This window comes from Nonomuraea sp. NPDC049378, from assembly GCF_055586745.1.
In genome coordinates this window covers 72,372-86,446 of the sequence record NZ_JBVJHP010000016.1, presented here as the reverse complement: position 1 = coordinate 86,446, position 14,075 = coordinate 72,372, and the positions used below count along the sequence as shown (strand labels likewise).

General features: G+C 71.5%; 13 protein-coding genes. 10 read left to right on the top strand and 3 right to left on the bottom strand.

Annotated elements, in window-relative coordinates:
• The first annotated feature begins 113 nt into the window (after positions 1 to 113).
• Both ACZ6SA_RS31945 and ACZ6SA_RS31940 read left to right on the top strand, forming a co-directional pair.
• A complete protein-coding gene (locus tag ACZ6SA_RS31945) occupies positions 114 to 2,099 on the top strand; it encodes an ABC transporter ATP-binding protein (RefSeq protein WP_465832366.1) in 1,986 nt (661 codons plus the stop codon).
• Positions 2,096 to 3,880, top strand: a complete 1,785-nt coding sequence (locus tag ACZ6SA_RS31940; protein ID WP_465832364.1) for an ATP-binding cassette domain-containing protein — start codon at positions 2,096 to 2,098, stop codon at positions 3,878 to 3,880. The genes ACZ6SA_RS31945 and ACZ6SA_RS31940 overlap by 4 nt, the downstream gene beginning before the upstream one ends.
• Before the next feature lie 21 nt (positions 3,881 to 3,901).
• Here ACZ6SA_RS31940 and ACZ6SA_RS31935 read toward each other — a convergent pair whose 3' ends face one another.
• Positions 3,902 to 4,567 (bottom strand): TetR family transcriptional regulator, encoded by a 666-nt coding sequence (locus tag ACZ6SA_RS31935; protein WP_465832362.1) that lies wholly within the window; start codon positions 4,565 to 4,567, stop codon positions 3,902 to 3,904.
• 109 nt (positions 4,568 to 4,676) lie between these two features.
• Between ACZ6SA_RS31935 and ACZ6SA_RS31930 the strand changes: the two genes are divergently transcribed.
• Genes ACZ6SA_RS31930 through ACZ6SA_RS31900 form a run of 7 tightly spaced genes read left to right on the top strand, consistent with a single transcriptional unit; the run spans position 4,677 to position 12,045 of the window.
• Complete coding sequence (locus ACZ6SA_RS31930) at positions 4,677 to 6,293, top strand: ABC transporter substrate-binding protein (RefSeq protein WP_465832360.1); 1,617 nt, start codon at positions 4,677 to 4,679, stop codon at positions 6,291 to 6,293.
• Entirely contained in the window at positions 6,290 to 7,228 is a 939-nt protein-coding gene (locus ACZ6SA_RS31925) for an ABC transporter permease (RefSeq protein WP_443153834.1), read from the top strand. Before ACZ6SA_RS31930 ends, ACZ6SA_RS31925 begins: the two co-directional genes overlap by 4 nt.
• Positions 7,221 to 9,116 (top strand): dipeptide/oligopeptide/nickel ABC transporter permease/ATP-binding protein, encoded by a 1,896-nt coding sequence (locus ACZ6SA_RS31920; protein ID WP_465832357.1) that lies wholly within the window; start codon positions 7,221 to 7,223, stop codon positions 9,114 to 9,116. Before ACZ6SA_RS31925 ends, ACZ6SA_RS31920 begins: the two co-directional genes overlap by 8 nt.
• Positions 9,106 to 10,089, top strand: coding sequence for an ABC transporter ATP-binding protein (locus ACZ6SA_RS31915; protein WP_465832355.1), 984 nt, complete (start codon positions 9,106 to 9,108; stop codon positions 10,087 to 10,089). The genes ACZ6SA_RS31920 and ACZ6SA_RS31915 overlap by 11 nt, the downstream gene beginning before the upstream one ends.
• A gap of 14 nt (positions 10,090 to 10,103) precedes the next feature.
• A complete protein-coding gene (locus tag ACZ6SA_RS31910; protein WP_465832353.1) occupies positions 10,104 to 11,327 on the top strand; it encodes an acyl-CoA dehydrogenase family protein in 1,224 nt (407 codons plus the stop codon).
• 38 nt (positions 11,328 to 11,365) lie between these two features.
• On the top strand, positions 11,366 to 11,650 hold the full coding sequence (locus tag ACZ6SA_RS31905; RefSeq protein ID WP_347643663.1) for a hypothetical protein: 285 nt from the start codon (positions 11,366 to 11,368) through the stop codon (positions 11,648 to 11,650).
• Positions 11,632 to 12,045, top strand: coding sequence for a DNA-binding protein (locus tag ACZ6SA_RS31900; RefSeq protein ID WP_347643662.1), 414 nt, complete (start codon positions 11,632 to 11,634; stop codon positions 12,043 to 12,045). The genes ACZ6SA_RS31905 and ACZ6SA_RS31900 overlap by 19 nt, the downstream gene beginning before the upstream one ends.
• 19 nt (positions 12,046 to 12,064) lie before the next feature.
• On the opposite strand, the gene ACZ6SA_RS31895 is transcribed toward ACZ6SA_RS31900, so the two are convergent.
• Positions 12,065 to 12,649: a DUF6879 family protein gene (locus ACZ6SA_RS31895; RefSeq protein ID WP_347643661.1), complete on the bottom strand. Its 585-nt coding sequence runs from the start codon at positions 12,647 to 12,649 to the stop codon at positions 12,065 to 12,067.
• A gap of 95 nt (positions 12,650 to 12,744) precedes the next feature.
• Here ACZ6SA_RS31895 and ACZ6SA_RS31890 point away from each other — a divergent pair, with 95 nt between their 5' ends.
• Complete coding sequence (locus ACZ6SA_RS31890; protein WP_347643660.1) at positions 12,745 to 13,191, top strand: P-loop NTPase family protein; 447 nt, start codon at positions 12,745 to 12,747, stop codon at positions 13,189 to 13,191.
• Here ACZ6SA_RS31890 and ACZ6SA_RS31885 read toward each other — a convergent pair.
• Positions 13,133 to 14,068 carry a DUF6891 domain-containing protein gene (locus ACZ6SA_RS31885; protein WP_347643659.1) on the bottom strand — a complete coding sequence of 312 codons (936 nt, stop codon included), beginning with the start codon at positions 14,066 to 14,068 and terminating at the stop codon, positions 13,133 to 13,135. The genes ACZ6SA_RS31890 and ACZ6SA_RS31885 overlap by 59 nt on opposite strands.
• Positions 14,069 to 14,075: the final 7 nt, after the last annotated feature.

Here is a 14,075-nt window from a genome sequence, read left to right as displayed (position 1 = left end):
GCGACCCCGCCTCTCCACGCTGCATATCTAACACCGTATGAATATTTCTTGACCTATGGAGCGGCCCATGTGAAGATCACCCCGACTGTCGACCTGGGGGACGGCGAGACACGGTGACCGACACGCAGCCGGCCTATCCAAGATTCTCCTGGCGCGATCTGAGCCTGGCCCGGATCCAGGACACCTTCGACGAACGAAGACGCCTGCTGGCGCTGTTACGTTTCAGCCGCCCGCGTACGCTGGCCGCCCTGTGCGCGACGGTGGCCACCTCGGTCGCCGCGGCCCCCTTGACCGCCATCTTCGCCAGCCACGCGGTGCATGCGATGACGGCGGCGTCTCCCGAGGCCGGCCTGCTACCGCTGGTGTGGCCGGTGGCGGGGTTCGCGGCCGCGATGCTGGCCAGGCAGGCCGCCGAGGTCCTCGCGTGGGCGCTGAAGGCGTCGGCGAGCAGGCGCATCGACGGTGTGGTGCGCTCCCGGGTACGGCGAATCGCCCTGCGCCCGGATCGCATCGCCCACCTGGAGGATCCGGAGTTCCACGACGTGGCCGTGCGCGCCGGCGACCAGGGCTTCACCTGGCGGATACGCTCTCCCGGAGCCGCTGCCGTGGGCCAACTGGAGATCACCGCGCGAACGATGTCGGCGGTGGCGATGGCGGCGGTGCTGGCCGCGTACTTCCCCGTGCTGGCGGTGGTGCTGCTGGCGCTGTCTGTGCTGATCCGGTCGATCACCCGGCGGCAGTGGATGCATCTGGAGGCGGTCAAGGACGCGGCGACCCCCGAGCGGCGCAAGGTCGACTTCTGGGCGGACCTGGCGGCAGGGTCCGACGCGGCCAAGGAGGTCCGGCTGTTCGGTCTGGCGGGGTGGGTGAGCGAGCGGCGTCTGGCGGCGCACCACGCGTGGGAGGCCGGCCACTGGCGAACCCGCCGGCGCGTGCTGCGCAGCCAGAAGGCCACGTTCCTGCTCGCGGCGCTGTGCGCTGGACTGGGCCTGCTGGTCCCCGGGCTCGCCGCGTGGGCCGGGGCGCTGAGCATCGCCGAGCTGTCGCAGTGCCTGGTGGCGGTCTGGGGGATCCTCGCGATCTCGGCGATGGGCGGGGAGTCGTACGACATCGACTACGGCAGGACCGCGGTGACGGCGCTGCGGAAGCTGGAGGACCTGACCGGCCCGGATCGGCACGCCCCTCGGGAAAGCGCTCCTCCTGGTGGCCCCGCGCCCCTGGTGCGGTTCGAGGACGTGTCCTTCCGGTACCCGGGCGCCTCCGTGCCCGTGCTGCGAGGGCTGAGCCTGACCATCCGCCCCGGCGAGCGGCTGGCGATCGTCGGAGCCAGCGGGGAGGGCAAGACCACGCTGGTGAAGCTCCTGGCCGGCCTGTACGAGCCCACCGAGGGCCGCATCACCGCCGACGGCACAGACCTTCGCTCGCTGGACGCCACGGCGTGGCGGCGCGGGATGACGGCGCTGTTCCAGGACTTCGTCCACTACCCGCTCACCGCGCGCGACAACATCACGCTGGCCGCTCCTGAAGCCGCGCCGGCCGACGACGAAAGACTCCTGGAGCTATTACGGGAGGGCGGCGCGCAGCCGGTGCTGGACCGGCTGGAATCGGGGCTCGACACCGAACTGTGGCGGACCGGCGCCGACGGCCGTGACCTGTCGGGCGGGCAGTGGCAGAAGCTCGCCGCGATCCGGGCACTCTACGCGGTGGAGCACGGGCGGCGCCTGGTGGTCCTGGACGAGCCCACCGCACACCTGGACGTCAAGGCCGAGGCCCGCTTCCACGAGCAGGTGATCGGCTCGGTCGGGGACGCCTCGGTCGTGCTGATCTCGCACCGGCTCTCCACCGTGCGTCCCGCCGACCGCATTGTCCTGCTGCGGGACGGCCGGATCACCGAGGAGGGCTCCCACGACGACCTGATGCGGCTAGGCGGCGAGTACACCCGGCTCTTCCTGCTCCAGGCGTCAAGATTCCACAGGCCCACGGCCGGCGACGACAGGGCCACCGGCAACGGAGCCGCCGGCAGCCGGGCCGACGGTGCCGGGGCCGTCGATTCCGAGCAGGGAGCCGTCGCTCGCGGGGGCGGCGAGGAGGCGCGATGACACTGCGGGACAGCGCCCGGATGGCGCGGCACACCCTGGCGCTGGGCCTGCGCGCGGACCGCCGCGTGAGCATCACGGTGGGCGTGCTCGTGCTGCTGCAGGCCGGGATGGCCGCCGGCATCGCCTACGCCCAGCGGCATCTGGTCGACGCGGCCGGCGCCCACCTGCTCGGCGGGCTGCTGGCCGCGGTCGCGCTGGGGATGACCGCCCACGCGCTGCAGCTCATCGGCTGGCGCTTCACCCACAACCTGCGCAATGATCTGCGCGACCGGATCCAGCTGGCGCTGGAGCAGGAGATCACCGAGGCAGCGGCGAAGATCCCGACCATCACCCACCTGGAGCGGGCGGACTTCCTCAACCGGATCGCCATGTTGCGCCGCGGCACGCTGGCGCTGTCGAAGACCGGGTGGGCGGCGGCGCACACGGCCTCCACCCTCGCCGGGATCGGGCTGAGCCTGTGGTTGCTCATCCAGGTGCATCCCGCGCTCGCGCTCCTGGCGGTGGCGGCCGTGCCGATCCTGCCTCTGGCCAACCGGGCCATGCGGATGCAGCGGCAGGCGCTCGACGCCACGGCCGAGTCGCTGCGCCGCGAGAGCAGGCTGCACGACCTCTGCCTGAACCCCGACCCCGCCAAGGAGGTCTGGATCTCCGGCAACGGCGCGGAGCTGGACCGGCACGCGCGCGCGTTGTGGGAGGAGGCGGCCGACCTGGAGGCCAGGGCCCGGCTGCGCGGGCTCGGTGGCGAGATCGGCGCCTGGGCGCTCTACTTCTCCATGCTGGCCGGCGCGCTGCTGGTCGTGGGGCTGCTCCTGGCCCGCGGCCAGGCCACTCCCGGCGACGCGGTGCTGATCATCTCGCTGGCCGGTCAGCTACGGCAGCAGCAGCAGAGCGCGGTCGAGTCCATCGCCCTGGTCGCCGACGGCGGCCGGGTGGCCGAGCACCATCACTGGCTCCTCACCTACGCCGCCGAACACGGCGTACACCCTGCGGGGACGGCCGTGCCGGCCCGGCTGACCGCCGACATCGAGTTGCGCGACGTCTGCTTCACCTATCCGGGAACGGACACGATGGTGCTCGACCACGTGAACCTCACCATCCCCGCCGGCTGCACGCTGGGCCTGGTGGGCATCAACGGCGCGGGCAAGTCCACCTTGATCAAGCTGCTCATCGGGGTGTACCGGCCCACCTCGGGCACGATCCTGGTGGACGGCGTCGACCTGCGCGATTTCGATCCGTCCGGATGGGCGGCCGGGTGCACCGGCACGCTGCAGGACTTCCTCAAGCTGCAGACCCCGGTGGCCGAATCGGTCGGCGCCGGCGACCTGTCCAGGATCGACGACACCGCCCGGATCGGGCTGGCGCTGCGGCGAGCGGGCGCCGGCGGGATCGTGGAGAGCCTTCCCGACGGCCTGCGGACGCAGCTCGGACGGACCTTCGGCGGCGCCGAACTCTCCCACGGCCAGTGGCAGCGCGTCGCACTCGCCCGTGGCCTCATGCGTGAGACTCCGCTGCTGCGCGTCCTCGACGAACCCACGGCGGCGCTCGACCCGCAGGCGGAGCACGACCTCTTCGAGCTGTACGCCGAGCAGACCCGCGACTTCACCGAGCGGGGCGCGGTGACCGTTCTGGTCTCGCACCGGTTCTCGACCGTGCACATGACCGACCACATCGCGGTGTTGTCCCATGGGCAGGTGGTGGAGCAGGGCAGCCACGCCGAGTTGCTCACGGCGGGTGGCGACTACGCCGACCTCTATCTCACCCAGGCACTCGCCTACCGATGACCGCCCGCCGGGCTCTGAGCCCTAACAGGGCTCCGGAGGGCGCGGGCCTTCGTCGCGGCCCGCGCCGGACCTGAGCAGGCGCAGCGCGCCCCGCGACAGGGCCACCAGGATGTCGGCCGCCTCGTCGAGGTCGGGGTAGCGGCCCTCCAGGTGGCCGATGGCCAGGGCGTTGGTGGCCGCGTTGATGCCGTCGGCGATCATCTCCAGCCGCCGCCTGTCGTGCTCGTCGTCGGCGGTGTAGCCGAGGGCGGCCAGGTCGGCGGCGTGGTGCTCGCGGTAGGCGGCGGCGGTCTCCGTGGCGAAGTCGCGCAGCGAGGACGACGGGTCGTGCCGGGCCCGCAGCTGGATGCGGAGCAGCTCGGGGTGGCGGCAGATAGCCTCCAGGGGGATGCGGAAGGTGTCGCGGTGGGCTTCGAGGTCGCCGGGGGCTTCGCGGGCGGCGCGCCGGGCCTCGCGCATGGAGTTCCGCAGCCGCCGGCCGCCCTCCTCGGCGAGCACCAGCAGCAGGTCCTGCATGTCCTTGAAGTGCACGTAGAAGCTCGACTGCGCGATGCCGGCGGCCCTGGCGACCTTGACGGTGGTCAGCCCGGCCTCGCCCTCCTCGTCGAGGATCGCCAGCGCGGCCCTGACCAGCTTGCGCCGGGTCAGGTCTTTCGCCTCGCTCCTGCTGAGCGGTGTGCTCGTCATCGGTGCTCCCTCCCCTCCCGTAACGATTCTCCCGTGGCTCTTGTACGGATTTTCACCGATAGTACTATCGGTGAAATTGCTCTCGGGGGCCTACCGGGAGGAGGCGCGGATGAAACGCTGGAGGACGCCGGCCACGTTGATGCTGGCAGCGGCGGTGATGCTGGCGTGCAGCGGGCAACGCCCCGTCGCCACCCCGCAGGCGGGCGCGTCCGGCCCCGCCCAGGGCGGGCGCCTGGTGTACGGGCTGAGCGCGGACGCCAACGGGTTCAACCCCGTCACCGACCAGTTCGCGGGGCAGAGCTACAGCATGGCGGGCACGATCATCGAGACCCTGACGGCCGTGGACGCCAACGGCGACTGGAAACCGAACCTGGCCGAATCGCTCACCCCCAACGAGGCACACGACGAGTGGACGATCAAGATCAGGGAGGGGATCTCGTTCTCCGACGGCCTCCCTCTGACCGGTGACGTCGTCAGGGCCAACCTGGAGGCGCAGAAGGCATCCCCCCTCAACGCCGCCGTGCTGGCGCCGGTCAAGGCGATCGAGCCGGCCGGCCCGATGACGGTCAAGGTCGTCCTCAAGCAGCCATGGGTGGCCTTCCCCTACTACCTGGACGCCCAGGTCGGCATGATCGTGCCGCCCGCCTCGCTCGAGAACCCCAAGGCGGCCAGCCTGAAACCGGTGGGCACGGGCCCGTTCCTGTTCAAGGAGTACGTGCCGGACAACCGCATGGTCGTCACGCGCAACCCGCGCTACTGGCGGCAGGGCCTGCCCTACCTCGACGAGATCGAGTTCCGCATCCTGCCCGACAGCCAGACCCGCGCCCAGACGCTCGACGCCGGCGGCATCGACGCCATGGGCACCTCACGCGACGAGGACCTCACCAAGTACGCCGCCCAGAAGGACGCCTACACCGTCCAGCGGTCGGAGGGCATGGCCGTGGCCGAGTACATGTTCATGCTCAACACCACCGTGCCCCCGCTGGACGACCTGCGCGTCCGCAAGGCGCTCGCCCACGCCACCGACCGCGAGACCGTCATCTCGACCCTGCGCGGCGGAATGACCGAGCCGGCCGACGGCCCGTGGACGAAGGACTCCAAGTGGTACGCCGAGGGCGGCGGCTACCCCGCGTACGACCCGGCCAAGGCGGCGGCGCTGGTCAAGGAGGTGGAGGCCGAGAAGGGCCCCATCCGCTTCGAGATGATCTCCACACCCGACCCGAACACCATGCAGGGCATCGAGCTGGCCCAGGACATGTGGCGCAAGGCCGGCATCGACGTCACCATCAAGCAGGCGGACCAGGCCGACCTGATCAACCGCGCCGTCACCGGCAACTTCGCGGCCACCGTGTGGACCCAGTTCTCCTCCCCCGACCCCGACGGGGAGTACATCTGGATGCACCAGGCCTACTCCCAGCCCGTCGGCAAGGTGTCGCTCAATTTCTCCCGCTTCAAGGACAAGCAGCTCAGCGACGCCTTCGACGTCGGACGCACCGACCCGGACGAGGCCGCGCGCAAGAAGGCGTACGCGACCGTGCAGCGGCGGCTGCGCGAGCTGGTGCCGTACGTGTTCATCGACCACCTGAACACCGGGGCCGTCGTGGCGCGCACGAAGGTGCACGGCATCGGCGAGCACCGGCTGCCCGACGGCGAGCCGGGCCTGCCGCTGACCGGGTCGCCCATCCCCTACCACCCGTTCGCGCAGCTCTGGGTCGACGCGCAGTGATCGTCGTCCACCGGCTGGTCCGGCTCGCCGTCGTCCTGCTCGTCGTGACCTTCCTGTCGTACGCGCTGCTCGACCTGCTGCCCGGCGACCCGGTCACGCAGATCCTCGGCCTGTCGGCGACCGAGGAGGCCCGCGCGCAGGTCCGCCAGGACCTCGGGCTGGACCAGCCGCTGCTGGTGCGCTATCTCGGCTGGCTCGGCGGGCTCGTCACCGGCGACTTCGGCGAGTCGTACATCACCCGGATGCCCGTCGCGAGCGAGCTGGCCGAGCGGCTGCCCGTCACCCTGGAGCTGCTGGTCGCGGCGCAGGTCATCGCGCTGGGCCTGGCGATCCCCGTGGGCGTGGCCGCCGCCCGCCGCGCCGGCCGGGCTCTCGACCAGGTGCTCACCGCGCTCAGCTTCGCGCTGCTGTCGACCCCGGTCTTCGTGCTGGGCGTGCTGCTCATCCTGGTCTTCGCCGTCACCTGGCAGGTCGTGCCGGCGACCGGCTGGACCCCGATCTCGCTCGACCTGGGCTGGAACCTGACGTCGGTGATCCTGCCGGCGATCACGCTCGGGTGCGGGCAGCTCGCCGTCTACGCGCGGCTGCTGCGCACGGACCTGATCGCCACCCTCCAGGAGGACTACATCACGCTGGCCCGCGCCCGCGGCCTGTCGCCGCGCCGCATCCTGTGGCGGCACGCGCTGCGCCCGTCGGCCATCTCCCTGATCACCGCGGTCGGGCTCAACCTGGGCGCGCTCATCGGCGGCACGGTGATCATCGAGACCCTCTTCGGCCTGCCCGGCGTCGGGCGGCTGATCGTCGACTCCATCTTTTCCCGCGACTACCTGACGGTTCAGGGAGGCGTCGTGCTGATCTCGGTCGGCTACGTGGCGGTCAACTTCGCGGTGGACCTGGTGTACGCCGCCGTCGATCCCAGGATCCGGCGTGCGTAGCCCATTGAAGGGCCGGTTGGGGCGCGGGTTGGGGCGCCGGTTGGGGTGGGGGTTCTGGGCCGCCGCCGGCTGGATCGGGCTGGTGCTGCTGGCCGCCGTCCTGGCCGACGTGCTGCCGCTGGCCCGCTACGACGAGACGCTGGCCGGGCCGCCGCGCTCGGGTCCCGGCGCCGCGCACCCGTTCGGCACCGACGGCCTCGGCCGTGACGTGCTCAGCAGGGTCGTGCACGGCGCCCGCGTCTCGCTCGGCGTGGGCGTCGGGGCGGTGCTGCTGGGCCTCGGCATCGGCGCGCCGCTCGGCATCCTGGCCGGCTACCGCCGCCGCGCCACCGACGCGGTCATCATGGCGGTCAACGACGTGGCGCAGGCCTTCCCCGCGCTGGTGTTCGCGCTGGCCGTGGTGGCCTTCGCCGGGGCGAACCTGCGCAACGTGCTCATCGTGCTCGGCGTGCTCGGCGTGCCGTCCTGGGTCAGGCTCATCAGGGGCGCCACGCTGAGCTACGCCGAGCGCGAGTTCGTGCTGGCCGCCCGCGTGCTCGGCACCCGCGACCGGCGCATCCTGTGGCGGGAGATCGTGCCGAACGTGGCCGTGCCCGCGGCGTCGTACGCGTTCATCGGGATGGCCGTGGTCGTCGTCGCCGAGGGCAGCCTCGCCTTCCTCGGCCTGTCCGTCCAGGCGCCCACCCCCACCTGGGGCGGGCTGATCAACGAGGGCCGCACGCTGCTGGACAGCGCGCCGCACGTGGTGCTGGCGCCCTCGCTGGTGATGTTCCTGACCGTGCTCTCGTTCAACCTGGTGGGCGACCGGCTCAGGTCGCTGACGGACGTGCGGGAGAGCGGCCTGGAGCCGGTCCGCCAGGCCGCCCCCGCCCCTGCCGGGGAGCACGAGGTCCGAGCCGACTGCCTGCTGCAGGCCGAGGACCTGCGTACGCACTTCGTCACCCCGCGCGGCGTCGTCAAGGCCGTGGACGGCGTCTCCTTCACCCTGCGCCGCGGCCGGACGCTGGCCATCGTCGGCGAGTCGGGCTCCGGCAAGTCGATGTTGATCCGCTCGATCCTGGGCCTGCTGCCCGGCTCGTCCGTCAGGAGCGGCCACGTCTACCTGTCGGGCGACGACCTGACCGGCCACAGTCCCGCCCGGATGCGCTCGGTGCTGGGGCGGCGGCTCGGGACCGTGTTCCAGGACCCGATGACGGCGCTGAACCCCGTACGCACGATCGGCACCCAGGTGACCGAGCCGCTGCGGGTGCACCTCGGCATGAACCGCCGGCAGGCCCGCGCCGAGGCCGCGCGGCTGCTGGCCTCCGTCGGCATCCCCGACCCCGGACGCACCCTGCGCCGCTATCCGCACCAGCTGTCCGGCGGCATGCGGCAGCGGGTGACGATCGCGATGGCGCTGTCGTGCGGGCCGGACGTGCTGTTCGCCGACGAGCCGACGACCGCGCTCGACGTCACCATCCAGGACCAGGTGCTGCGGCTGCTGCACCGGCTGCGCGAGGAGCGGGACATGGCGGTGGTGCTGGTCAGCCACGACCTGTCGGTGGTGGCCCGGTGGGCGGACGAAGTGATCGTGATGTACGCGGGCAAGGTCGTGGAGCGGGGCCCGGCGGCGGAGGTGTTCGCCCGGCCCCGGATGCCGTACACGGAGGCGCTGCTGCAGGCCGCGCCCAAGCTGACGGACCCGGTGCACCACCGGCTGCGCGTCATCCCCGGCCGGCCGCCCGACCTGGTGGACCTGCCGCGCGGGTGCGCCTTCCAGCCGCGCTGCCCGTACGCGCGGGACCGCTGCGCGAAGGAGGCGCCGCCGCTGACCGGCTCCTACGCCTGCTGGTACCCGCGCGAGCACGCGCAGGCTCTGAAGGAAGGGGCGGACAGCGGTGGCCGGTAGCGGAAACGCGCACCTGCGTCCCCGTGACGAGGTGCTGCTGCGGGTGGAGGATCTGGTCGTGGAGTTCCCCGCCGGGCGCGGCCGTACGGTGCGGGCGGTCTCCGGCGTGAGCTTCGACCTGGCGCGGGGCGAGACGCTCGGGATCGTCGGCGAGTCCGGCTGCGGCAAGTCGAGCGCCGCCAGGGCGCTGGTCCAGCTCCCGCCGCCGCGGTCCGGGTCCGTCCGGCTCGACGGGCAGGAGCTGACCGCGCTGCGCGGCGAGGCGCTGCGCAGGACCCGCCGCCGCCTCCAGATGATCTTCCAGGACCCCATCTCGTCCCTGAACCCGCGCCGCCGCGTCCGCGAGATCGTCGGGGAGGGACCCCGCGTGTGGGGCCTGCCCGGCGACCGGGTGGACGAGGTCCTGGAGGCGGTCGGCCTCGATCCGCGGGCGGCGGCGGTACGCAGGCCGCACGAGTTCTCCGGCGGCCAGTGCCAGCGCATCTCCATCGCCAGGGCGCTCATCCTCGATCCCGAGGTGGTGATCTGCGACGAGCCCGTGTCGGCGCTGGACGTCTCGGTGCAGGCGCAGATCCTCGGCCTGCTGGAGGACCTCAAGGACCGCTACCGGCTCACGCTCGTGTTCATCGCCCACGACCTGGCCGTGGTGAAGAACGTCAGCGACCGCATCATGGTGATGTACCTGGGCAAGGTGTGCGAGCTCGCGCCGAGCGCCGAGCTGATCTCCCGGCCCGCCCATCCGTACACGAGAGCCCTCATCGCCTCCATCCCGGGCGGCGGCCTGGACCTCCCGCCGGCCGACACCCTGATCAGCGGCGAACCGCCGTCGCCCGTCGACCCGCCGAGCGGGTGCCGGTTCCGTACGCGATGCCCGCGCGCGTCCGCCAGGTGCGCCGAGGAGGAGCCCCGGATCCGGCGGGTCGGTGCCGATCACTGGCTCGCCTGCCACCACCCGACCGGCTCACCTGACTGACCACGAGGAGCAGCATGGCCATCGACTTCACCCTCGCCCCCGAGCACGAGGAGATCCGCAAGCGGGTCCGCGCCTTCATCCAGGGCACCGTCGCGCCCGCCATGGAGGAGCTGGAGGAGGGCGACCGCGACGCCTACCTCCGCACGATCTTCCACCTGCGCTCCCTGGCCAAGGCCGAGGGGCTGTGGCTGCCGCACATGCCGAAGGAGTGGGGCGGCATGGGCCTCGGCCACGTCGAGCTGGCCATGGTGCAGTCGGAGGCGGCCAAGACCCGCATCGGCCCGTGGGTGCTCAACTGCCAGGCCCCCGACGAGGGCAACATGCACACGCTGCTGCACTGGGCGAGCGACGAGCAGAAGGAGAAGTACCTCCGGCCCCTCCTGGAGGGCACCAAGATGTCGTGCTTCGCCATGACGGAGCCGGAGGCCGCGGGCTCCGACCCCACCCTGATCCGGACGACCGCCGTACGCGACGGCGACGAGTGGGTGATCAACGGCCACAAATGGTTCATCTCCAACGCCCGCCGGGCCAACTTCGCCATCCTCATCGCGAGGACCGAGCAGGACGTGCCCGAGGGCTCGCGGGGCGCCAACACCGCCTTCCTCGTCGACCTGCCCGATCCCGGCTGGAACGACGTGCGCGAGGTCGAGACGATGCACGGCTCGACCGGCCACAGCGAGATCGTCATCGAGGACCTGCGGCTGCCCGGCAGCCAGATCCTCGGCGGCCGGGGCAACGGCCACCGCCTCGGCCAGTACCGCCTGGGCCCGGCCAGGCTCGCCCACTGCATGCGCTGGATCTCGCAGGCGGAGACGGCCCTCGACATGATGGTCGGCCGCGCGCTCACCCGCTACAGCCACGGCTCCCTGCTGGCCGAGAAGCAGGGCGTCCAGTGGCTCATCGCCGACTCGGCCATGGAGCTCTACCAGTGCAAGCTCATGGTGCTGCACGCCGCCTCGAAGATCGACAAGGGCGAGGACTTCCGCACGGAGGTCTCGATGGCCAAGCACTTCGTCGCGAACAGCCTCAACCGCATCATCGACCGGGCCATCCAGGTGCACGGGGCCCTCGGCTACTCGACGGACACGCCGCTGGCGCACATGTTCCAGCACGCCCGCTGGGCCCGCTTCGCCGACGGCGCCGACGAGATCCACCAGATGCGCATCGCCGAACGCACCATCGCCGCCTACCAGGCCACCGGCTCCACCGCCTCCGCCACCGGCGACCTGCCCCTCTGACGCCGACAGTCTTCCTACTCATTTGATAATCTGGTTCCATGAAGGAAGACTCGTACGCCATCGGCGAAGGCCCTGCGACCAGGGTCAGCCTTTCCCTGCCGGAAGGCACGGCGGCGGCCATAAGCGAGAGGGTCGGCAAGCGCGAGTTCTCGGCCTACGTCGCGGCCGCGGTCGAGCGCGAGCTGCGAGGCCAGATCCTGGACGAATACCTCGCCGACTACGAGCGGCGCAAGGGCGCGATATCAGCGCAGGAGCAGGACAAAGCGCGCCAGATCTTCGACGAAGTGTTCGCCGACGAGGCCCAGTGGCCCGCCGCAAGCTGAGCCATGAGGGGACCCTCGTCCTGGATTGCGAAGGTCTCTCCAGACTGTTCGACGACCACGAGCCCACGGCCGCGCGGGTGGCCGAGGCTCGTCGCCGGGGCATGGAGGTCCTGATCAATGCCCTGACCATCGTGGAAGCCACACATCGCCACACCGACCAGACCCGGCTGGCCTGGCTCCTGTCCGGTCTGCGCATCTCACCGGTCAGCGACAAGGAGGCCAGAGCGGCGTCCGCTCTCCTGCTCGGCGCAGGGCTGCACGGGCACAAATACGCGATCGACGCTGCGGTCGCCGAGATGGCCATACGACAACAACGGCCTGTCGTCATGCTGACCTCAGATGTGGACGACATGAAGAAGCTCTGCGGAAATCGGGTACGACTCGTCGGGATATGAGTCGGGCAGCCTCGCTGCTTCAGATGGCCACCTGGGGAGCGGGCAGTGGGACGATCTCGCGCTCGTAGAAGGCCCTGAAGTCCTCCCCCGCGGCGAACAGCTTGTCCAGCTCGCCCCTGCAGGCCGCGATCACCTCCGGGTCGTCGATCCGCCGGGCGCCGCTGTGGGTGCCCAGGGCGTCGTACGTCACCTCGTACATCACCGAGGTCCCCAGCACCACCAGTTCGGGCAGCCGCCGGCCGACCTCGAGATCGGCCACCTGCTGAGCATCGAGCACCCGCACCTGCTCACCCGCCCTGCCCCGCAGTGCCAGGACGTGCATCTCCCACCGCAGGTAGGGCGTGATGGGCGGCTCGACGACCCGCAGCCGCCTGCGCGCGAACCCCCCGGCCCCGGCCTGCCCGTCGTCGATCAGCTTGAGCGACCGGTCCCAGTCGTCCGCCATCAGCGCGGCCCAGCCCGGCTCCTCGGCCGCGCGAAAACTCTGGGCGCGCTCGAGCTTCCACAACACGTCGTCGGTCCGACGGTAACTCGGCCAGAAGTCGTCGAGGTAGTCATCGGCGCTCAACAGGACGGCCGGTATCTCGTGGATGCGCTCAAGCATGAAGACTGTCCCTCGTGGCCGGCCGTCGCTGCAGGTCGTTACGGTGCCTATCACCGGCCAGGCCCCGGATAAACGGATGCGGCTAGCCTGGTGCGGTGCGTACGTGCTCGGACGAGACGCGGCTGATCGTGCTGCGCGGCAACTCCGGCTCGGGCAAGACGACGGTCGCGCGGGCCGTCCGCGACGCCCTCGGCCACGGCCACCACGTCGTCCTGGAGGGCATCCTCACCGCAGCCCGCTATGGCGACATGCTGACCGCGCTGCGCCGCGACCATCCGGGCCGCAGCCACTTCTTCTATCTCGACGTCTCCTTCGAGGAGACCCTGCGCCGCCACGCCACCCGCCCCCAGAGCAGGGAGTTCGGGGCCGACATGATGCGCGGCTGGTACGTCGAACGCGACCTGCTCCCCGGCGCCGGCGAGATCGTCATCGACCAGGCCAGCTCGCTGGAGGAAACGGTCAGGCGCATCGTGTCGCGGACGTTCACCACGGCACCGTCTTCGCCTCCCGCAGATCCGCCAGGGTGGTCCGCCCGTTCCTGACGTGGACCGTGATCAGCTCCAGCGCCTCGTCAACGGTCACGTGCCGCCCGTGGGAGCACCGCGCCTGGGGATCGGGCGACTCGGCCCACAGCCGCATCCCCGGCTCCCACGCGAGCTGCAGGGTGGGCCCCGACCGCCCGCGGTAGCAGACGAAGTTGCCGTCGTGCGGGGTCAGCCAGAGCAGCAGGTCGCGGCATTCCTGCGCCGACATGGTCAGGGGCTCGTCGCGCCAGATCGAGGTGTAGTCGCAGAAGGTGACCGGCACGGTGGGCTGGGCGGGTGCCCGCTCCGCCCCCGGGTGGCCGGCCAGTGGCCCGAAGCGCCGCCGCTGCCAGTCGAGCGGCACGTGGACGCGCTGCCGGACGTCGCCGTCCCATTCGGGCTCCAGCCCGCGGCGCCGGCAGGCGGCCACGATCTCCGCGCCGATCTCGGCGGCGTCACCGTCGCCGGTGGCCCCGTAGGCGAGCATGACGCCGCCGCCCCCGGCCGCCGCCTGGGCGTCCTGGCGGTGGTAGAAGGTGTAGCCGCGCATGCCGGGGAGCTCGGCGAGCTCGCCGCCGAGCTCCGTGCGCCCGCAGTTGAGGCAGTCGGTGTAGCTCTCGCGCGGCAGGATGCCGGCCAGCGCGAGGTCGATCATGGCCATGCTGAGCCGGTCGCACGCGGTGACCTCCGGCCAGGTGTCCTGCGCCGCGAGGTGCCCGGCGAACTCGCGCCCTGCGATCTCCTCGGCCGCGCGCACGAAGAGGTCGTGGTCGTCCGTTTCCTGCTCCCACACGTCCAGGGCGCCACGGATCACCTGCTCGAACGTGCTGCGCCCGATTGCCACCTCTGTGCGGATATGGGCGGTGAGCACCTTTCGCATCAACTCGTCGTCCATGGCGATC